The sequence below is a fragment of the Bradyrhizobium guangdongense genome (genome assembly GCF_006483445.1).
GTDB classification, from domain to species: domain Bacteria; phylum Pseudomonadota; class Alphaproteobacteria; order Rhizobiales; family Xanthobacteraceae; genus Bradyrhizobium; species Bradyrhizobium guangdongense_A.
Map to the genome: position 1 here is coordinate 1 of NZ_PPPT01000215.1, position 20129 is coordinate 20129.

The 20129-nt window shown below is 63.3% G+C and carries 21 protein-coding genes; 10 read left to right on the forward strand and 11 right to left on the reverse strand.

The window, feature by feature from the left end; genetic code table 11:
• The 3 genes from C2U70_RS28425 to C2U70_RS28435 all read left to right on the forward strand — a co-directional run.
• The coding region (locus tag C2U70_RS28425) for a TrkA C-terminal domain-containing protein (RefSeq protein ID WP_140981947.1) at positions 1-1323 on the forward strand (1323 nt) is incomplete at its 5' end.
• Positions 1324-1335: 12 nt separating this feature from the next.
• Positions 1336-2214 (forward strand): alpha/beta hydrolase family protein, encoded by an 879-nt coding sequence (locus C2U70_RS28430; RefSeq protein WP_140981948.1) that lies wholly within the window; start codon positions 1336-1338, stop codon positions 2212-2214.
• Positions 2215-2242: 28 nt separating this feature from the next.
• Positions 2243-2818 (forward strand): invasion associated locus B family protein, encoded by a 576-nt coding sequence (locus tag C2U70_RS28435; RefSeq protein ID WP_140981949.1) that lies wholly within the window; start codon positions 2243-2245, stop codon positions 2816-2818.
• 13 nt (positions 2819-2831) lie between these two features.
• Here C2U70_RS28435 and C2U70_RS28440 read toward each other — a convergent pair whose 3' ends face one another.
• Positions 2832-3206: a response regulator transcription factor gene (locus C2U70_RS28440; protein ID WP_246666888.1), complete on the reverse strand. Its 375-nt coding sequence runs from the start codon at positions 3204-3206 to the stop codon at positions 2832-2834.
• A 183-nt stretch (positions 3207-3389) separates the two neighbouring features.
• Positions 3390-4022, reverse strand: coding sequence for a response regulator transcription factor (locus C2U70_RS28445; RefSeq protein WP_140981975.1), 633 nt, complete (start codon positions 4020-4022; stop codon positions 3390-3392).
• A 337-nt stretch (positions 4023-4359) separates the two neighbouring features.
• Between C2U70_RS28445 and C2U70_RS28450 the strand changes: the two genes are divergently transcribed.
• Positions 4360-5043 carry a helix-turn-helix domain-containing protein gene (locus C2U70_RS28450; RefSeq protein ID WP_140981950.1) on the forward strand — a complete coding sequence of 228 codons (684 nt, stop codon included), beginning with the start codon at positions 4360-4362 and terminating at the stop codon, positions 5041-5043.
• Here the strand turns inward: C2U70_RS28450 and C2U70_RS28455 are convergent.
• From C2U70_RS28455 to C2U70_RS28470, 4 genes are read right to left on the reverse strand one after another with little or no spacing between them, the layout of a single operon-like run.
• Positions 5021-5479 carry a potassium channel family protein gene (locus C2U70_RS28455; RefSeq protein WP_140981951.1) on the reverse strand — a complete coding sequence of 153 codons (459 nt, stop codon included), beginning with the start codon at positions 5477-5479 and terminating at the stop codon, positions 5021-5023. The two genes, C2U70_RS28450 and C2U70_RS28455, sit on opposite strands and share 23 nt — an antisense overlap.
• Positions 5480-5492: 13 nt before the next feature.
• Entirely contained in the window at positions 5493-5843 is a 351-nt protein-coding gene (locus C2U70_RS28460; RefSeq protein ID WP_140981952.1) for a phasin, read from the reverse strand.
• A 31-nt stretch (positions 5844-5874) separates the two neighbouring features.
• Complete coding sequence (locus C2U70_RS28465) at positions 5875-6738, reverse strand: alpha/beta fold hydrolase (protein ID WP_140981953.1); 864 nt, start codon at positions 6736-6738, stop codon at positions 5875-5877.
• A gap of 9 nt (positions 6739-6747) precedes the next feature.
• On the reverse strand, positions 6748-9255 hold the full coding sequence (locus tag C2U70_RS28470) for an alpha/beta hydrolase (protein ID WP_140981954.1): 2508 nt from the start codon (positions 9253-9255) through the stop codon (positions 6748-6750).
• Positions 9256-9386: 131 nt separating this feature from the next.
• Here C2U70_RS28470 and C2U70_RS28475 point away from each other — a divergent pair, with 131 nt between their 5' ends.
• The 5 genes from C2U70_RS28475 to C2U70_RS28495 all read left to right on the forward strand — a co-directional run bounded on the left by C2U70_RS28475 (position 9387) and on the right by C2U70_RS28495 (position 12791).
• Positions 9387-10313, forward strand: a complete 927-nt coding sequence (locus tag C2U70_RS28475) for an alpha/beta fold hydrolase (protein ID WP_140981955.1) — start codon at positions 9387-9389, stop codon at positions 10311-10313.
• The gene (locus C2U70_RS28480) at positions 10310-10912 is read left to right on the forward strand and encodes a hypothetical protein (RefSeq protein WP_140981956.1); all 603 of its coding nucleotides are present in this window, start codon (positions 10310-10312) and stop codon (positions 10910-10912) included. Before C2U70_RS28475 ends, C2U70_RS28480 begins: the two co-directional genes overlap by 4 nt.
• A 100-nt stretch (positions 10913-11012) precedes the next feature.
• Entirely contained in the window at positions 11013-11660 is a 648-nt protein-coding gene (locus C2U70_RS28485) for a CoA transferase subunit A (RefSeq protein WP_140981957.1), read from the forward strand.
• Between the two features lie 4 nt (positions 11661-11664).
• The gene (locus C2U70_RS28490; RefSeq protein ID WP_140981958.1) at positions 11665-12315 is read left to right on the forward strand and encodes a 3-oxoacid CoA-transferase subunit B; all 651 of its coding nucleotides are present in this window, start codon (positions 11665-11667) and stop codon (positions 12313-12315) included.
• Between the two features lie 17 nt (positions 12316-12332).
• On the forward strand, positions 12333-12791 hold the full coding sequence (locus tag C2U70_RS28495) for a MaoC family dehydratase (RefSeq protein WP_140981959.1): 459 nt from the start codon (positions 12333-12335) through the stop codon (positions 12789-12791).
• A 15-nt stretch (positions 12792-12806) separates the two neighbouring features.
• Here C2U70_RS28495 and fabI read toward each other — a convergent pair whose 3' ends face one another.
• From fabI to C2U70_RS28520, 5 genes are all read right to left on the reverse strand, one after another.
• On the reverse strand, positions 12807-13595 hold the full coding sequence (gene fabI, locus C2U70_RS28500) for an enoyl-ACP reductase FabI (protein ID WP_140981960.1): 789 nt from the start codon (positions 13593-13595) through the stop codon (positions 12807-12809).
• Positions 13592-14806 carry an acetate/propionate family kinase gene (locus tag C2U70_RS28505; protein ID WP_140981961.1) on the reverse strand — a complete coding sequence of 405 codons (1215 nt, stop codon included), beginning with the start codon at positions 14804-14806 and terminating at the stop codon, positions 13592-13594. Before C2U70_RS28505 ends, fabI begins: the two co-directional genes overlap by 4 nt.
• 5 nt (positions 14807-14811) lie before the next feature.
• Positions 14812-15774, reverse strand: a complete 963-nt coding sequence (locus C2U70_RS28510; protein WP_140981962.1) for a phosphate acetyltransferase — start codon at positions 15772-15774, stop codon at positions 14812-14814.
• Positions 15775-15803: 29 nt separating this feature from the next.
• Positions 15804-18032: a DUF3141 domain-containing protein gene (locus C2U70_RS28515; protein ID WP_140981963.1), complete on the reverse strand. Its 2229-nt coding sequence runs from the start codon at positions 18030-18032 to the stop codon at positions 15804-15806.
• 65 nt (positions 18033-18097) lie between these two features.
• Positions 18098-19180, reverse strand: a complete 1083-nt coding sequence (locus tag C2U70_RS28520) for an AI-2E family transporter (RefSeq protein WP_140981964.1) — start codon at positions 19178-19180, stop codon at positions 18098-18100.
• Between the two features lie 131 nt (positions 19181-19311).
• Between C2U70_RS28520 and C2U70_RS28525 the strand changes: the two genes are divergently transcribed.
• On the forward strand, positions 19312-19848 hold the full coding sequence (locus C2U70_RS28525; RefSeq protein WP_140981965.1) for a GNAT family N-acetyltransferase: 537 nt from the start codon (positions 19312-19314) through the stop codon (positions 19846-19848).
• Positions 19849-20129 lie beyond the last annotated feature (281 nt).

Genomic DNA, 20129 nt, shown 5'->3' on the forward strand with positions numbered 1-20129 from the left:
GGAATCGCCGCCGGCGCCCTGACGCAGTCCTCCGTCATCGGCACCGCATCCGGTGCGTTGGCGCAGCTCGGTCTGGCAGCGGAAGCGCTGAAGCAGCAGGAAGCCAACATCGCGGCTGGCTACGCCGTCACCTATGTGCTCGGTTACATCCTGACCCTGCTGTTCGTGCCGTTCGTCGCGCCGAAACTGATGGGCATCGACCTGAAGGTCGAAGCGAAGAAGCTGGAGGCCGAGCTCGCCGGCGGCGAGGCCCCGCAGACCCAAAACCTCTCCTACCGGAAATTCCAGGCGCGCGCCTATCTGGTCTCGGCGGCTGCAGGGCGCACCGTGAAATCGATCGAGGACGAGATCGGCAGCCGCGCGGTCGTCGAGCGCATCGTGCGCCAGGGCATGGACGTCGAGCCGCATCTGGACACCGTGCTGGAAGCCGGCGACAACATCGTCATTGCCGGACGCACCGCGGCCATCGTCGCCGCCAAGCCGATCATCGGAACCGAGATCGACGCCGACGAGATCCTCAAGGCGATCCCGGGTAACGTGCTCGAGGTGCTCGTCGACAATCGCAATCTCCATGGCCGTTCCATCAAGGACGTCGCCGATCGTGTCGGCGCCAATGCGCGCGGCGTCTTCCTGCGCGCGTTGACGCGGATGGGTCGCGAGGTGCCCTTGAGCCCGGACACGCGGGTCTATGTCGGCGACGTCATGACGCTGGTCGGCAGCACCCGCAACATCGAGCGAGCCGCAGGCAATGTCGGTCAGATCCTGCGCACGGGCGACCGCGCCGACATCGCCTTCCTTGCCGCCGGCATTGCCGTAGGTTTGCTTGCGGGGCTCGCCAGCGTCAAAGTCGGCGGAGTCGCGTTGACGCTTGGCGGCGGCGGCGGTGCGCTGATCGCAGGCCTCGTTTGCGGCTGGGTACGCTCGCGCCGGCCGACCATGGGCGCGCTGCCGCCGGCCGCGCAGCAGACCCTGAGCGATCTAGGCCTCGGCGGCTTCATCGCCGCCATTGGTCTTGGCAATGGTGCCGCCGCCTGGGCCGCGATCCAGGCCCACGGCCTGCTGCTCGTCGGCATGGGTCTCGTCATCACCATCGTGCCGCTGATCGTCGCCACGCTGTTTGCCTATTACGTGCTGCGCATGAATCCGGTGGTGACTTGCGGCGCGCTCGCCGGCGCCATGACCGTCGATGCCGCCGTGACCGGCGCGTGCGAGATGGCGGAAAGCCAGACGCCGGTGCTCGGCGTAGCGGTGCCCTATGCCGTCGGCAACGTGATCCTGACCGTGCTCGGCCCGATCATCGTGGCCGCCACCTATACCGGCTGACAGGAGACGCCGATGCGGTTTGCTCTCGTCCTGCGCTGGGTGGCCGCGTTTCTCCTCCTTGCCGCAATGCCGGTCCATGCCGAGGACAAGGCCGACATCCGCATTCAGGAAGAGGTCTGGGCCCTGCCCTTGCCGCTGCCGATGTTCGCCTATGTCGTGCGTCCCGTCGGCGACGGTCCCTTCCCGCTTGTCATCATGAACCATGGCGTCTCGCTCAAGGCCACGGATCGCAGCTTCTTTCCCCTGGTCGAGTTCCGTGATGCCGCAAAGTGGTTTGCGAAGCGAGGCTACTTCGTGGTGGCGCCGGCCGGCACCGGCTATGGCGCGGCCGCCATCGACATCCCCGAGCGCGCGCTCTACGGACCGTTCTTCTCCAAGGTCGGCAAGTGCACCAATCCCAATTTCCGCAGTCCCGGCCTCGCCGTCGCACAGGTCGATCTCTGGATCATTGACTACCTCGCCGCTGAGAAACGCATTGTCCCGAAGGACGTGATCGTCGTCGGTCAGTCCGCCGGTGGTTGGGCCTCCATCGCGCTATCGAGCCTGAACCCGCCGCAGGTCAAGGCGATGATCGTCTTTGCCGGCGGCCGCGGCGGCCGGGTCGGTGGCCTGCCGAACCACAATTGCGCACCGGACAAGCTGGTCGAAGTAACCGGCGAATTCGGCCGCACGTCGCGTATTCCGATGCTGTGGATTTATATCGAGAACGACACTTTTTTCGGGCCCGCATTGTCCAAACGCATGCACGAGGTCTTCACCGCCGCCGGAGGAAAGGCCGCGTATCATCTGGTGCCACCGTTCGGCAATGAGGGGCATTTCTTCATCGGGTCACCGGAGGCGGTTCCGATATGGTCGCCGATGGTGACGAAATTTCTCGATGAGCAGAAGTGAGTGCAGCAGGATTTCCGGAGGCACGGCCATGATCGATCCACGTGTTTGCTTGCTCGCCGTCGCGGCGGCTTGTGCCATCCCGATTCCAGACGCCGCGGCAGGTGAGAAATCAGCACATGCTAAGTCGGCCGAGGTCGGAACACGCGGGCAGCGTGAGGCCAAGGACATTACCTATGGAGAATGGCAAAAGCTGTGCTTCAAGGCAGGTGGCGCGCCGATTTTGTGCCGAACCTCGATCGCCGGAAAATTTCCGACAGGTCAAATGGCAGTGCGTATCGACTTGATCGAGCGCGAGGGAACGCCGACCGCACGGCTGCAATTGTTCGTGCCTGTCGGCATGTACCTACAGCACCCGGCCAAGCTAAGTGTGGACAGCGGCACCTCGTATCAGGTGCCGTATAGCTGGTGTGTAACCAATGCCTGCATTGCGGCCGACGTCGCAAGTCCCAAGATCATCAAGGAAATGGAGTCGGGCAAGATGCTGACGCTCGAAGTCGTCGATTCCAGCCTGCTTGCCCTGACGACATCCGTGCCGCTTGCGCAATTTGCCGCTGTCCATAAGGGCGCTCCGGCGAAGACGATGGAGCAGGACATCGACGAATGACGGAAGGCGCGCTCTAACCGATGCCCGGGCAGGCCTGCTGGATCGACCCGATCAAGGCATGCGCTGTGAACGGCTTTGTCAGATACGCCGTGCATCCCGACTCGATCGCGGCCACGCGGTTCGCCGGACTGTCATTGCCGGTGATGTAAATGACCGGCGCGGTGACGCCGCCGTCCGCGAGTTGCCGGCGCAGTGCAATGCCGGACTGGTCGTTCAGATTGATGTCGATGAGACAGGCGGCCGCGCCGAGGTCGTCATGATCGATCAGCGCGGCCGCGGAGCCGAACAGCAGCGTGCTGAAGCCGTGCTCGCGCAGCAGCCGCTTGATGCTCATACGCATCGAGGTGTCGTCTTCCACGACGAAGATCGATTTGCGTGCTGCTGCCAAAATGGCCGGCCCTTCGATAACGGATTGATCGAGCAACGCGAACCCGGGCGGCCTGTTCAAAAGTTCTGACAGCCTTCAGCCGGCAAGTTCAATGCGTCTCCATAAGCATGCTGTCAATAAAGCTTCATATTGTCCTGTTGGACAGGCCAACGGAACCCGACGCGGAGACAGCGCTACCACTGCTCAGCGGCGCGCGTCATCGTTTGAATCGAGCATTCCGAGCCGCTCCGCGATCGAAACGAGTTCGGCAAGCGAACGAACCTGCATCTTCTCCATCACCTGATGGCGATGCGCCTTGACGGTGCGCTCGGTCGTGCCGAGCGTATATGCGACCTGCTTGTTGATCTTGCCGCGCACGATGAGATCGAACACCTGGCGCTCGCGCGGCGTCAGCGAGGCCACGAGCGCGCGGAACGCATCAAGCTTGCCGCGCTGGCTCAGCGCCGTGGCCTGGCGTGCCAGGGCGCGCTCGATCGCGTCGATCAACTGCTCTGACGACACCGGCTTGGCGAGAAAGTCCTCTGCGCCGGCCTTGATGGCGCGCACGGTCGTCGGCGTATCGGCATGACCGGTCAGGAAGACGATGGGAAGCGTCGAGCCGAGCTCGATGAGACGGCTCTGCAGGTCGGGACCGCTCAGCCCCGGGATCTGCACATCGAGCAGAACGCAGCCGGGCTTGTCGTCGCCGGGCAACCGGTCGAGCAGATCCTGCGCCGACGCATAGGCCGCGACGTCGTAGCCGGCGAGCCTCAGCCGGCGCTCCATCGCGGTACGAAACGATGCGTCGTCGTCGACGATGTGAATCAAGCCAGGCAATTTCACGTCTTCATCACGCAGGATGCAGTGGGGCCTTGGATAATAGAATCAATTCTAAATATCGTTGGGTCATTCTTATGCATGGTACCGGGCATAACGGAGAATCCGCGGATCGAAACAACGCAACATGAAATGCACAGCGCCGATGCCACGGTCTTCTCAACCTGCGCACGATATTGCCACCCTGTCCCTTGGTACAATGCTCCAAGAGACAATGGTTAAGAATCCACCCCTCGTCGTAATCAACCTCGGCGGGAGTGGGATTGCGCGGCACATTCCCCGCAATGAAAGAGTCGACTGAAGAAACAATTCAGCGATCATTGTTGAGGAGCTGGCCATGTTCGTACGCATTACGACCGATCCGCTGCCCCGCCCCAATTCACTCAACGATCTCGGAATGACCAGCGATTCAAATCCCCTAGTCAGTTTGAACGAGTATACTTACAAGAAAGGCAACGAGATCTACGGCGAGAAAGAGCCCGCCGAATATGTCTACCAAGTCAAATCAGGCGCGGTTCGAAGCTACAAACTGCTCTCCGACGGACGCCGTCAGATCGGCGCCTTCCATCTCGCCGGCGATATATTTGGACTTGAGAACGGCAGCTCCCACCGTTTCACGACGGAAGCCGTGGTCGATACGACCGTCCGCCTGATCAAGCGGCAAAGCCTGGAGACCGTGGCCGAGACCGACGCCATCGTTGCCAAGAACCTGCTGAGCATGACCACGATGAATCTGCAGCACGCCGAAGATCACATGCTGCTGCTCGGCCGGAAGACGTCGCTGGAGCGGGTCGCCGCCTTCCTGCTCGAGATGGACAAGCGACTGACGGCCGCAGGCGTGATGGCGTTGCCGATGTCACGGCGCGATATCGCTGACTATCTCGGCCTCACGCTGGAGACCGTCTCGCGGGCGATATCGCATTTGCACGACCTTGGCACACTCGGATTCATCGGGAATAGCCAGCGTCAGATCGTGCTGCTCGACCGGCAGCAGCTCGCTAGTCTGGATCTTCAGAACTGAAGCCTGGCGCGCCGATCGCCGTAAGGTGCTCCAGCGCCTTGCGGAGCACCTCGAACAGGACGGCGGTCGACCACCCGAACAGTAATATGCCGTTCATCGCGGCCATCGGCCCCGTCAACCGCCACTCCGGCGCGGGCGTGATATCGCCGTAGCCGAGCGTGGTGTAATTTACGAAGGTGAAATAGAGCACCTCGCTGCCGGGCGGCACCGCGCCGATCACCCGATAGGCCAGCGCCCAGACCATGATCTCGAGCGTGTGCGCCACCATAAGCGCGGCGGCGGTCCCCGCCATCACGGTCATGAGATGCAATCGCGGCCGGACGGTGTGACGCAGTCCTGCCGAACGGGCAAAGCCGATGGCGCCGATCGTCACCAGTGCGTGGATCATGATGTTGATCAGGCTGACGATGGTGCCAACCAAGAACTGAAGCGCCATCGCCCTCTCTCGATCAGCTCTTGGGTGCGAACATGCCGCTCGCCGCCTTCATGGCTGACTCACCCATGTTCTTGGCCTGATCGGTCAGTGTGCGCATCTGATCCTGGAAGAACTCGGACTGGATTTTCAACGCGTCCTGCATGTCCTTGGCGTGGATCAGCTTGTCGCCGAGGTCGAATGTCGCGGTGGCGTTGCGCTGCATGAGTGCGCAGAACTCCTTGGCCTGGCTTGCGATCGGCAGCGGCGATGACGCCAGGCCCTTCTCCAGCAGCGCGAAATACTCTGCATTCGCCGTGCGCAGGCGTCCTAACGCATCACCGAGCATGTTGCGGACGTTCTCAGCGGACGGATTCAGGTCAACCATGTCGTTCCTCCCTTGTGTCCACCCTTGGGGTTCAGGCGGCGAGCCCGCCGAACCACGCACCGAAGTAACCGGCATAGAGCGCCGGGCGTTCGAGGTTCATAGAGTGCCCGATCCCGGGCACGATCACCAGCCTGCAATCCGGCATCGCCTCGGCCATGGCACGGAGATCGGCGGGCGGAATCCAGCCGTCCCACTCGCCCCACAGCACGAGGTGCGAATGCCCGATTTCGGGCATGCGCCGCTCCAGTTCGCGGCTCTCTTTCTCCTTGGTGAGATTGACCGGCGTTCCGATCCAGATGCCCTCGGATACACCAAAAGTCTGCTCGATGATCCGGTCGAACAGGGACTGGATCTCGCCTACCCCGTCCCGAAATCGCGGGATCATGTTCGGCGCCATGCTCTCCGGGACGAACAGCGAGGAGGCAGCGGTCGCCATCACGGTCCGTGTCAGCTCCTTGCTCGCCATCATCGCCCTGAACAGCCCGATCTGGTCCGCGTTGAAGGCCATGCCGAGCGGCGTCACCGGATCGAGCGCGAACACCCGGCCAAACCGCTGCGGCTGCATCAGCAGCATGCGCGCGGCGATGATGCCGCCGGTCGAATGGGTCGCGAGATGGCAGTATCGGATGCCCAGAGTGTCCAGCGCCGCCAGCATGTCCTCGGCATGCTGCTGCATCGAGTAGTTGGCATAGTCGGCCGAAGACTTCGGACGGTCGCTGTCGCCGCAGCCGCGCCAGTCGACGCCGATCACGCGCAGTCCGGTCGGAAACAATGGTGCGGCGAGCTCGATCCAGTCCTTGCTGGCGAGATTGCCGTGGATGAAGACGACGGTGACGTCGCCCTGCCCCCACTCTCGCCAGCCCAACTGAACGTTCCCCGCCTGCACCCTTGGCATGGTCAGGCCCTATTTGTTGAGGCCGGCCGTCGGCGCCGCACCGGGCGGCGTCGGCGCCACCGGGATGGCCGACGCCACCGCACCCTTGATCATGCGATCGGTGCCCTGCGGCGATGAGGTGTCGACCGTTCCCTTGGTCACGAAATCCACCACGTCGGCCGAGAACTCCACGGGATTGTCGGTGTGGATGAAATGCCCGGTTTCCGGATAGATTTTTAGCATGGGACGGTTGCCGGCATTGGTCATGCGCGTCATGAACGGCGTGATCACGTCGCGCCCGAGATCGGTCAGCCCGTTGAACGCCGGCGTCGGGATGAACGGCTCCTTGTCGCCGAACGCCAGGAAGATCGGCGCCTTGATCTGCGTGACCCGTTCGTACAGGTTCTTCGGGTCATCCTGCTGCAGCTCGGCGCCGATGGTGTAGATGTCGAAAATGAAGACGTTGCACCACTGCTCGAGCTCCTTCGGATTACCCTTGATCAGACCGACGCGCTGCTCGGTGTGGAAGCGGGCATATTCGCTGTCGCTGAAGAAGTAGCCGCTCTTTGCCGCCGACAGGACGCCGGTGTTCGGGTCACGCTTCTTGAAGTAGAAGAAGTCGCGCACGCTCTGCTCGTCGCGCGCCTTCTCGGCTGCAAGAATACCGGTCTGGTCCCAGATCGACTTCCACTTGTCGAAATCACGGCCGAGGTCCGGGTCGAACAGCTTGGCCTTCTTGTCCTTGGCGATGGTGATGTCGCGTGGATATTCCTCGAGACCGGAGGGCGCTTCGAGCGCGAGCGACGTCACGGCGTCGGGCCAGGTCAGGGCGTAACCCACCACGAACTGCCCGCCGAGCGAATGGCCGAGATAGACAGCCTTCTTGACGCCGAGCTGGTTCACGACAAGGTCGTAGATGACCTCGCGCATGTCCTGCATGGTGCGCGCCGGGCTCTTGTCGAGATTGCCGGGCCCGGACATGCCGTAATGCGGCAGGTCAGGCACGATCACGCGAATGCCGCTGCGCAACGCGTACTGCATGACGTTGCCGTAATGCCCGCCGAATGCGCCCTTGCCATGGATGATGACCAGCACCTTCGGATCCCTGTCGGTGCCGTTATATTCGTCCATGTAGCCGATCTGCCAGGAATTGCCGCGAATGTCTTTCGCGTTGGCGTATTTGACCGGATACGGATAGGTGACGGCATCCTTCCAGAAGGATTTGTTGGGATCGATCTTCGCAGCAACGCCGGGCACGCGATAGTTCTTGTCGACGAATTTTTGCGCGCGATCCAATGCCGCGACGTCGTCCATGAACGCGACGAATTTTGGATCGTTCTTGCGCTGGTTGATGATCGGGAACACGCCGTAATGGGCGACCGGGCTCTCCTGTGCGATCAGGTCCGCGCCGGGCACGCGATCGACGGCCTGCTGGGCCAGCTTGAAGTTGAGCCAGAGGTCGTTGGTGATGTGCATCACCAGCGTGCGCGCCTGGATGCGGCCGAGATAGGGATTGATATTATGGGTCTCGCCGACCCGATTGCGCCAGACGAGATCGACCGCGTCATAAAGTTTTGCGCGGTTGGTGACGTTCAAGCCGGCCTTCTCGTTCGGCGGATCCCAGTAGAAGATTTCAGGCTGCACCGCCTTCCAGTTCTGGGTCGTGCGGAAGGCGAAGTCATAGCCGGTCATGCCGAGGATCGACCAGCCGAATGCCACGCCCGGCACCGGATGCTTTTCCTTGGGCAGCTTGTAATAGTCGCCCTTGGTCGCCTGCCAGACCGGATCGCCTTCGATCGCGGCCGTCATCATCTGGAAGGTCCAGTTGCCGACGGGGTCCTCGCCATCCGATTGCGTGGTGCCGCCGATCGGCATCAGCGCGCTGACATATTCCGGATGCATGACGCCCCAGACGTAGGTCTGGGTCCCGCCCATGGAAACGCCGGCGACCAGCGCGACCCGCGCGACCTTCAGCCCGTCGCGCAGCAGGCGGTAATTGGCCTGCACCATGTCGTAGTAGCTGTATTGCGGAAACTTGATGCCGAGACCGTCAGACGGCTTGCTGGCGCCCCAGGTGCCAAGCGGATCGACCATGATGACGTAGTACTTGTCGGTATCGATGGGCCGGCCCGGGCCGATGATCGGCACGCCGCCGGATAGTGCCGCACCAACGACCCACTGCTCGTACATGTCGGTGGAATCGCCGGAATAGTAGGAATTGATCACGACGGCATTGGTGATCTCGCCAGCCGCGTTGCGCCGTGCGTTGCCGATCGCGATATAGGCCGTGCGCAGCTTGCCGCCACCGAGCGATTCCAACGTGACGCCGCCTTCTCCGCCATTCTCCCATTTGGATGGATCGGCGAGGTCGTACTTGCCGCCGAGTTTGAAGTTGGCGATCTCGTAGGTCTTTTTCAGCTCGTCATGCTTGACCTGCGACGATCGGCGCGTGAAGGGCTGCGCGACTGCGAGACTGGTGCCGACCAGCAAGACGATCAGGCCGACGAAGCAACGTTTCACGACATCTGTCCCGGTCATGACGGACTCCTCCCTGAGGCATTTTGTCGAAACGCTAGGAAGAACGACCGCGGAGCCTTTGATCTAACTCAATGGAATCCGATCGCGGAGGTTGAGGATCGCAGGCATCAGATTGCCGGTAGTTTTGCGCGATGCCTTTCCTCAGCCACGGCTCGTATCGGATACGCTATGAGCTCGACGGGCCGGCGGGCGCGCCCGCCTACGTGCTCGTGAACGGGCTTACGCAGTATTCCGAGCTATGGGCCGCCTATCGCGAGGCGCTGCTGGGGCGCGGCTTTCGTGTCGCGACCTTCGACCTCCTGGGACAGGGAGCTTCCGACAAGCCGACACTTTTCATTAACCAGGACGACCAGGTCGCCGCATTGCATCTGCTTGTCATCGAGCTCGGCGACGGGCCCATTTTCCTCAGCGGCATCAGCTTTGGCGGCCTGATCGCGCTCCGCTATGCCATCGAGCATGGCGAGCGCATCGTTGGCCTCGTGCCGATGAGCTGCTTCGCCGAGTTGTCGCCTCAACTTCTCCTGATCGGCAATGCGCTGCGGACCGGGCTGATCCTCGGCGGCACCGGCTACCTCCAGGATTTGCTGTTGCCGATGAACTTGTCGGATCAATGGCTCAAACCGCTGCTCGACAAGCTCGACAGCGTCAAGCGCCAGGGCTGGCTGGTCAACGACGTCTACGCGCTGCAGAACCTGATGGAGTCCTTCCTCGACTTCCAGCCGCTCACGCCGCGCCTGTCGTCGATCACTGTGCCGACGATGATCCTCAACGGCGAGTTCGACTTCCTGACGCCGCGCCCCCTGCACGAGACCCTGCGGGTCAAGATCCCCAACAGTTCGCTCGTGATCATTCCAAGAGCCTATCACGCCTTCACGCTGGAGAAGAGCGCGCTCACGGCCGACCTGCTTGCGCGCTTCGCCGATGACGTGCTGGCGGGCCGCTGGCAAGGCAATCAGGCGGTCTGGATCGCGCCGGATGAGCCCGGCGGCGAGCTCACGCCCTTCCCGGCCGAGTACGATCACCTGCGTGCCATTCCCGTCAAAAGGACGCCGTCATGAGCGGATTCTTCGGCCCGCTCGAGTCAGACGGCCGCGTCCCACGGCCGCAGCAGACGCGCGTCGCAGCCTTCCTGATCTCGGCGCATGGCGCACTCGCCCGGCAGTTCGCGTTCACCCTGCCCGCAAGGTTTGATGCCGCCTGGCAGACGGAATTGAACGCGCAGTTCTATCGCGAGAGTGAGATCGTCTCGCTGCTGATGCGCGCGACGTCGTGGGTGCCCGACATCGCCTTGGGCTATATGACCGCAGCGTGGGAAACAGCCTGGCTGCCTGCGCCAATCGAGGGGATCGCCGACCGCTCGCTTGCGCAAGCCGTCCACCTCGCAACGCTGGCCCACGCCGTGCACGCCAGCATCCGGCCAGCCGCGCTGCTGCCCGTGGAAGCTAATGGGCAGGATCCCTTCGTCGTGGCGTTGCGCCGGATCGAATTCGAGAGCGGACGGCTGTTGCAGGCGCAGATCCTCTACCTCAAGGGACCAGATCTCGTGCCGCATCGCGACGCTGTCAGTGCGGCTCTCGAGAAACGCCACGCCAGCGTCCGTAAGCTCTGGCGCGAAACGCTCGAAAGCATTGGCATCGACGCATCGCGATCGGAATGATCGGAGCCTTGATGCAAATCAAAGCTGCGCTGTGACCAGTCGCCAACATTTCGGTACTGCCACCCTCATGCCGCGCCTTGGCTGATCGGGAGTATGGACCATGAAGGCCGTTTCCGTCGAAGAAGCCGTTGCGATGATTCCGCCAGGCGCCAGCGTCATGGTCGGCGGCTTCATGGGCGTCGGGACGCCGGAGCGACTGCTCGACGAGGTCGTCCGGCAGAAGAAGACCGGCCTGACCCTGATCTGCAACGACGCCGCCATCCCCGGCAAGGGCGTCGGCAAGCTGTTCGATGCGGCGCTCGTTTCAAAACTGACGGCAACGCATATCGGCCTCAATCCAAATGCGCAGAAGCAGATGCTGGCGAACCAGATCGCCGTCGACCTCGTGCCGCAAGGCACCTTCGTCGAGCGCATTCGCGCCGGCGGCTGCGGTCTTGGCGGCGTCTTGACGCCGACTGGCGTCGGCACATTGGTCGCGGATGGCAAACGGCAGATCGAGGTGGACGGCAAGCCGTTCCTGCTGGAGACCGCGCTGCGCGCCCAGTTCGCGCTGGTTCACGCCTTCCTCGCCGACTACATCGGCAACCTAGCCTACGCACTCACCTCCCGCAATTTCAATCCGGTCATGGCGATGGCTGCCGACACCGTGATCGTGACGGCGGACAACATCGTCCCGGTCGGCGTCATCGCGCCCGACCATGTCGTGACGCCAGCGCCGCTCGTCGACTACCTCATTACCAACGGGTGACATCATGGAGCCGCAGATCGTCATCGCCCGGCGTGTCGCGCAGGAATTGAAGACCGGCAACCTCGTCAATCTCGGCATCGGCATTCCGACGCTGGTCGCGAACTACGTGCCGCCTGATCTGAAGGTGTTTTTCCAGTCCGAGAACGGCCTGATCGGTACCGGGCCGATTCCCGAACAGGGCATGGCGCATCCGACCCTGACCGATGCCGGCGGGCGGCCGATCAGCGCGCTGCCCGGCGCGTGCGTTTTCGACAGCGCGATGTCGTTCGGACTGATCCGCGGCGGGCATGTGGACGTCACCGTGCTCGGCGGTCTCCAGGTCGATGCGCATGGCCTTCTCGCCAACTGGATGATCCCCGGCAAGATGGTGCCGGGCATGGGCGGCGCGATGGACCTCGTCAGCGGCGCCAAGCGCGTCATCGTCGCCATGCAGCACGCAGCGAAGGGCAAGTCGAAGATCGTCGCAAAATGCTCGCTGCCGCTGACCTCGGCGCGCCCGGTTAACCTCGTCGTGACCGACATGGCCGTCATCGGCTTCCCCGACGGCAAGGCAACCCTGCTGGAAACCGCGCCCGGCGTCAGCGTCGGCGAAGTCCTGGCGGTGACGGAGGCCGAGCTTGCCGTCCCCGATCACGTGCCGGAAATGAAGCTCTGATCGATCAGGTGATGGCCATGCGGGTATTCAACGACTTCAACGAGATCAAATCGGCTGTCGGGACCGAGATCGGCGCCAGCGACTGGATCGAGATCACGCAGGACCGTATCAACAAGTTTGCGGACGCGACCTGCGACGAGCAATGGATCCATGTCGATACGGAGCGTGCCAGGGAGGAGATGCCGGGCGGCAAGACCATCGCCCACGGGCTGCTCTCGCTGGCGCTGGCACCGATGTTCATCCGCTCGGTGATCGGACTGAAGGGCCTGCGCAACACGCTGAACTACGGCGCCGACCGCATCCGTTACCTGGCGCCCGTCCCCGCCGGCTCAAAGCTGCGCGGCCGCGTCACCATAGCGGAGGCCGAGGATGTGCCCCCCGACGGGTTGCGCGTCAACTATCACCTCGTGATCGAGATCGAGGGCGGCAAGAAGCCCGCCTGCGTCGCCGAGCTGATCGGCCTGCACTACCGCTGAGCGCGTTCGGCGCGCTCAGTCGATGATGTGATAGCCACCGTCGATATAGAGCACACCGCCAGTGATCAGCTTGGCACCGTCGAGCGCCAGGAACGCGGTGGCGTTGCCGACGTCGTCGATGCTGACGAGGCTGCGCGATGGCGCCTTCGACTGCGCCTTGTCCATGAGCTCATCGAACTCGGGGATGCCCGACGCCGCACGGGTGGCGAGCGGGCCCGGCGAGATGGCGTGGACACGGATGCCCTTTGGGCCGAGCTCGGCTGCGGCATAGCGCACGGACGCCTCGAGCGCCGCTTTTGCCACGCCCATGATGTTATAGTTCTCCACCACCATCTGGCTGCCGTAATAGGTCATGGTGAATAGCGTGCCGCCGTTCTTCATCAAGGGCTCGGCGAGATGCGCCATGCGCAGGAACGACCAGCAGGACACGTCCATCGTCTTGAGGAAGCCGTCGCGGTTCACGTCGACGACACGGCCGTGCAGGGCCTCCTTCGGCGAAAAAGCGATGGAATGCAGCAGGAAGTCGAGTTGCCCCCACTCCTTGGCGATGCGCTCGAAGACCGCTTCCATCTGGCCCTCGACCATGACATCGAGCGGCATGAAGATCGGCGCTTCCAGCGCCTGCGCCAACGGCTCGACATGCTTCTTGGCGCGGTCGTTGAGATAGGTGACGGCGAGATCGGCGCCGAGCGCGCGAAACGCGCGTGCGCAGCCCCAGGCGATCGACTGGTCGTTGGCGATGCCGACGATCAGGCCTTTCTTCCCCTTGAGGGCGACCTTGCTGTCCGGAAATACGGGGATCATGACACCCTCTCATGTCTGTGGCTTGGCGAATGGCCGTTCATCAGCAGCGCCAGCGTGTGTTGCGCGATCATCAACTCCTCGTCGGTCGGCACGACATAGACGGGAATGAGACTGTTTTGGCGCGATATCAGCCGCGAATGCCGTTCGTTCTCGACTGCATCGAGCGCGACGCCGAGCCAGGCAAGCTGCTCCGTCACACGCGCACGGATGTTCACCGAGTTCTCGCCGATCCCCGCGGTGAACACGAAGGCATCGAGCCCTTGCAGCGCCGCCGCCAGCATGCCGGCGGCGAGGCCGATGCGGTACACGAAATAGTCGACCGCCAGCCTCGCGCGCGGATCGGTGCTCGCGTCCAGCTCGCGCATGTCGTTGCTGACGCCGGACAGGCCTTTCAATCCGCAGTCGCGATAGAGGAAGTCCTGCACCTTCGCTGCCGACATGCCCTTTTCGGACATCAGATACAGCACGACGCCGGGATCGAGCTGGCCGGGGCGCGTTCCCATCGGCAGGCCGTCGAGCGCAGTAAAACCCATGGTGCTTTCGACGCTCGAGCCACCCTTCATCGCGCACATCGAGGCGCCGCTGCCGAGATGGGCGACGATCACGCGCTTCTTGGCGATCTCGGGCGCGATCTGCGGGAGAGTCTTTGAGATGTATTCGTAGGACAGCCCGTGGAAACCGTAGCGCCGCACGCCTTCGGCGTGGAGCTGGTAGGGAATGGCATAGTGATCGGCAAGAGGGCCATGCGTGCGATGAAACGCAGTGTCGAAGCAGGCGACCTGCGGCAGCGTCGGGAAGTTGGTCAGGATCGAGCGGATCGGCGCCAGATTGTGCGGCTGGTGCAGCGGCGCCAGCGAAATGAAGCGCTCCAGCTTTGCCACCACGCCATGGTCGATCAGGACCGGCCGCTCATAGTCCGGTCCGCCATGCACGACGCGATGGCCGACGGCGAGCGGAGTGACGCGAGCCTCGTTCCTAAGCCATTCGCCCGCCACCTCCATGGCGGCTGGCACGTCCGGGATCGCCTCGATCGGATAGGCACGGTCGGCCATGGGATCGCCGTCAGCCCCGCTTGCCCGCAGGCGCGGGCGGCTGCCGATGCCGTCCATCTGGCCCTTGATCAGGCGACGCAGCCTGCCCTCGCCCTCGACCGCAAAGACCTGGAATTTGACGCTCGACGAGCCTGCGTTGATGACGAGGATGCTGTCCATGGCAGTCACGCCGCAACTGTCGGCGCCTTCTGGCGCCTTGCATTTGCATAGAGCGCGGCCACCGCACAGGACGCCATCCGCGCCCGCGGGCTATCCGCGCGCGAGGTCAGGACGACGGGCACACGCGCACCGAGCACGATGCCGGCTCCGTCGGCCTTGGCGAAATAAGCCAGGTTCTTGGCGAGCATGTTTCCGGACTCGAGGTCGGGCACGACCAGAATCTGCGCCCGTCCCGCGACCTCGGATTTGATACCCTTGATCCGCGCGGACTCGACGTCAATGGCATTGTCGAAGGCCAGGGGACCGTCGAGCACACCGCCCGTGATCTGGCCGCGGTCCGCCATCTTGCAGAGCGCTGCCGCCTCGATCGTGGACGGGATCTTTGACGTGACCGTCTCGACCGCGGACAGGATGGCAACCCGCGGTGTCTTGCCAAAACCGGCCTGATTGTAGAGGTCGATCGCGTTCTGGATGATATCGCGCTTGGCGTCCAGATCGGGGAAGATGTTGATCGCGGCATCGGTCACGAAGATCGTGTCGGTATAGGCCGGCACGTCCATGACAAAGACATGGCTGATACGGCGATCCGTGCGCAAACCGCCGACCTTTGCCGTAACCGCCTTCATCAGTTCGTCCGTATGAAGGCTGCCTTTCATCAGCAGCTCGGCCCGGGCAGCGTGGATCAACTCGACGCCCTTTGCGGCGGACTCGTCGCTATGCGCGGCGTCGATGATCTCGTAGCCGGAGATGTCCAGTCCAAATTTGGCGGCGGTGTCCTTGATTTTCCGTTCCGGACCCACCAGCAGCGGCCGGATGATGCCGGCAGTCGCGCTGTCGACGGCACCACGAAGTGACGTCTCGTCGCAGGGATGCACGACGACCGTCGGTGCCGGCTGCAGCGCCTTCGCCGCCGCAATCAGGCGATCATATTTGCTGGGCGACTGCGCGCTTGCCGTGCCTTCTGACATCATGTCGCTCCCGATTCCTCCAAGCCGCGTTACGACGCGCGCGCCTTCGGGTCGAAAGGGGCAACGTTCGACGCCCTTTCGCCCCCCTCGCCCGTGTCGACGCCAAACAGGCCCGCAACCTGCCTCAGGCGGCTCGCACGCTCGCCCGTGATGTCCTCGCTCGCGGACAGCACCTCGCGCATCGCCTCAAACGCGCCGCGGCGCAGGTTAACGTTATCCGGCAGCATCTTCGGAATGGCCGCGAGTGCCGCATCCCGGTCGAGCAGCAGCATGAAGAACTGCTCACGCACGAGCACCTTGAACTCGGCCAGGCTCATGCGATCGCCGCTGTGCTCGCGTCGGATCTGACGCAGCGCCTCGATGCTCCGCTCATCAACCATGCCCCGCGCCGAGCCGACGTAGAGCAGCGCGCGCAGCGCCGCCTCGCGAAGACCGCCCTCGCCCATCCGCGACTTCAGGTCGGCGACACGCTTGTCGAGCATGGCGCGGTGATCGGCAGACATCTCGCGCGGGCGCGACGGTGCCGAATTCGGATCGATTCCGACGGCGGCTTGTAACGCAGGCGAACCATAAACGTTGAGGAAGATTGCTTCGCTCATGGCCTCCTGCTGATCGCGCCAGGCGTCGAGGGCGTGGACGATCTGCTTCGACATCTGCTCCTGGAACGCCAGGAACGGGTTGTCCTTCGACACCGGCTTGCGGTTCTCGTCGGCCTTCTCAGCCAGGGATTTCACCGTCGCCATGTAGGGATTCTGGCTGCTGAAGATTTCGTATTGCAGCCGCAGCGGATGCATGCTCTGAGCCCACTCCGCCATCTGGGGCGTCACCATGCTCTTGATCCAGGGCTGCATGAACTTCTGATAGGCCGCGAGGTTGATCTCCGAGACGCGCTTGGCCGCTGCAAAGCGCCGCTCGTCCTCCGGCGAATTGCCGCCCATGGCACGGATATCGTCGAGGGTTCGGGCCTCGCAGCGCATCACCCACTGTCCCACCACGAGATCGGAGCTCGCGGTCTCCTCGCCCTTCGCCTCGAACGTCGCTTCATAGAGTCCGGGTGGCAGAACGTCGATCAGGTCAATATTGCTGGAGAATTCGGCGTGCTCCTTCTTGGCCACGCCGCCGGATACGAAGATGCCGAGATGGCCGATGCTCTTGTGCACGGTGTAGACGATGGTCTGGCCATAGGCCCTGATCTCGTCGACATCGGCATAGCACTCGAGAATCCAGTTCAGCGCCTGCTGGGGCGGCGTGACGTTATCGCCTTCCGAGCAGAACACGACGATCGGCGAGCGGATGTTGCGCAGGTCCACCTTCTTGCCGTCGGACATCTCGATCTTGCCGGCCGCGAGATTGTTGCCGACGAACAGCTCGTCGACGATGAACTGGATCTCCGCCGCGTTCAGATTGACGTGACCGCCCCACCAACGCTCGAATTCGAGATAACGGTCCGCTTCGGTGTCGACCTTGGAGTAGACGTTGTACTGCTTGGTCCAGAGCGTGTTCGACGGATTCTGGTTCTCGAAGTTTTGCACCAGCCAGGCGCCGTCGAACTTTCCCGCGCCGAGGTCTGAAGTCAGCGCCGTCAGCCAACTCCCGCCCAACAGCCCGCCCGAATAGCGCATCGGATATTTTCCGTGCACGCCCTCCCAATAGGCCAGTGGCGCGCCGGCGATGATCAGCGGCCCGAACAGCTCCGGGCGCAGCGACGCCAGGATCATGACCGCCCATCCGGCCTGGCAATTGCCGATCACGCAGGGTTTTCCATCGGCATCCGGGTGAAGGCTGATGACCTTCTCGATGAACTGGGCCTCAGCGCGCGCGATACACTCGATGGTCTGGCCAGGCATCGGGTCCGGCAGGAACCCGATGAAGTAACAGGGATGCCCCGCCTTCATCGCCACGCCGATCTCGCTGTCGGCCTTGAAGCCACCGATGCCGGGACCGTGGCCCGCGCGCGGATCGACCACGACGAAGGGACGACGTTTCATGTCGATCTCGACACCCTGGGGCGGGATGATGCGCACCAGCGCATAATTGACGGGCTCAGCAAGCTTGCGGCCGTCCATGACCAGTTCGGCGGAATATTGCAGCACATGGGGCGCGGTCTGGGCGACATGCTCCCGGTACTGGTCGCCGCGACGTCGCATGATGTCGAGGAACAGAACGCTCCGCTGTCCAGCATCGACCATGTATTCCACTGCCGATGCGACCAGGCCCGACATCGGACCTTCCGGGAGCTTTATCTTATCCATCGACATGATCTGACCTCGCCGTCGCGTGAGGTCATTCAAAGAGGCACTGCGATAGCCAACGTTGACATAAGTCAACGGTCGGCAACCGCCTGCGGCGCGCGCTCGATGCGGATCCAGGCCACCGCCAACTCCCAGGCGACCGCCAGAACGATCGGACCGATGAAAAGGCCGACGATTCCGTGTGCAAGCGTGCCGCCGATCACGCCGACCAGGATCACCAATGTCGGCGTGGTCAGACCGCGCCCCATCAGCAAGGGCTTCAGAATGTTGTCGAGCAGGCCGACGATCACGAAGAATATCGTGAGCAGCAGTGCCGTGGTGACGTCCTTGTCCATCCAGAGCCAGATGATCACGGGGAGCAGCACCAGCGCCGCGCCGATCTGCACGATCGAGAGCATCAGGACGATGAAGGCGAGCAGACCCGCGCTCGGGATGCTCGCAAGCTTGAACCCGATACCGGCAAGCAGCGCCTGGATGACGGCAACGCCGATCACGCCTTGGGAGACCGCGCGGATCGTCGCGCCGGCGAGTTCAAGAAAATGCTCGCTCTGCTCGGGAATGACGCGGAACAGGAAGCCGCGGCTGGCGGCCACGAGTTGCGGCCCGAACGGAAACAGGAATCCCATCACCAGGACCGAGACCAGAAACTGCAGCGTTCCGACGCCGGCGTCGCCCGCGAGCGAGAGCATCGTCCCGGCCAGCGGTTTCAAATAGGGCGCGATTTCGCGCAGCGCCGCGCGGATGTTGGTGTAGGCTTGGTCCCAGAGCTCGAAGAGCTGCGGACCGATCACCGGCCACGCCTTGATCCGCTCCGGCGGGGCCTGCAGCACGAGTTCGCCGGTGCCGATCTGGCTCGCCAGATCCTTGACGCCCTCGACCGCGCTCACACCGAGCCAGGTCGCCGGCCCGATCACGATTCCGAGCGTGACCAGCGTGAGAATGACAGCAGACGTCCGGGGCCGGCCGCCAAGCCGTTTGGCGAGCCAGCTAAAGGCCGGATAGAACGCGACCGCTAGCACGCCGGCCCAGGTCAGGATCGGCACAAAGGGCTTGATGATGACGAAGGTCCACAGGATCAGCAGCGCGAGCAAACCGAGCCGGATCACGAGTTGGATGATGTCCTCTCCGGAGAGGAGCTGGCGAAGTGTCTTCACGGGGCGGCCCTTCGTCTTGAACGCAGCGAAGCTAGGAACCGCGCCCGAACGGCCATCTTGATCCAAATCAAGCCATGCACGGCGATCGGCGGCCTGATCGCCCGAGGCAGCACAACTAACGGGTTGGCGTCATGTCGGACCCCGCATACTACGCGAGGCAGGAGCGCTTGCGCGACGGCACGCCGGTCGAGGTCCGCGCGTTGCGGGCCACCGACGAGGGCGACATGCTCGCCGCCCTTGAGCAAACCAGCGTGCAGTCGCTGCAGCGGCGCTTCTTCGCACCGAAGCGCCACTTCTCCGACAAGGAGCGCGCCTTCTTCATGGCGATCGATTTCAAGACGCATGTTGCGCTGGTCGTGCTCGCTGAGGACGCAGGACGCCAAGCCATCGTCGGCGGTGGCCGCTATGTTGTCACCGAGCCCGGGCAAGCCGAACTCGCCTTCGTCGTGATCGATGCCTGGCAGGGGCGCGGCATCGGCTCGCTCCTGATGCGCCGCCTCATCGATCTCGCGCGTGAAGCCGGACTGCACGAGCTCACCGCGGAGGTGCTGTCCGAGAACGCGTCCATGTTGAGTGTGTTCGACAAGGCCGGCTTCAAACCAGCCAAGCGACGCGACCCACAGACGATCCATTTGGCGCTGAGTTTGGACGAACGACCCATGATCTGACTAAGATCTGAGCACACCGTTCGCGCAACGTTCCCGAGCATTGAACGGCGGTTCGCAGCTCTCACCTAGCAGCTTGCACAGCCCTCCCGGATTTGACACAAGATGCTCCCAGGGGGCGTGTCAACGTGTTGGGTTTGCTGATACTTTTGGGGACCGCGGCGATCTCCTTCGGCTGCGGCTATGGTGTACGCGAGCTGGTATCCCGTCGCCGTCGCGCGGTCTATCTCAGATTTGCACCATACGTCTCGCCGACGAGGTCGCGTGAGGTTCCGGAGTTCCTG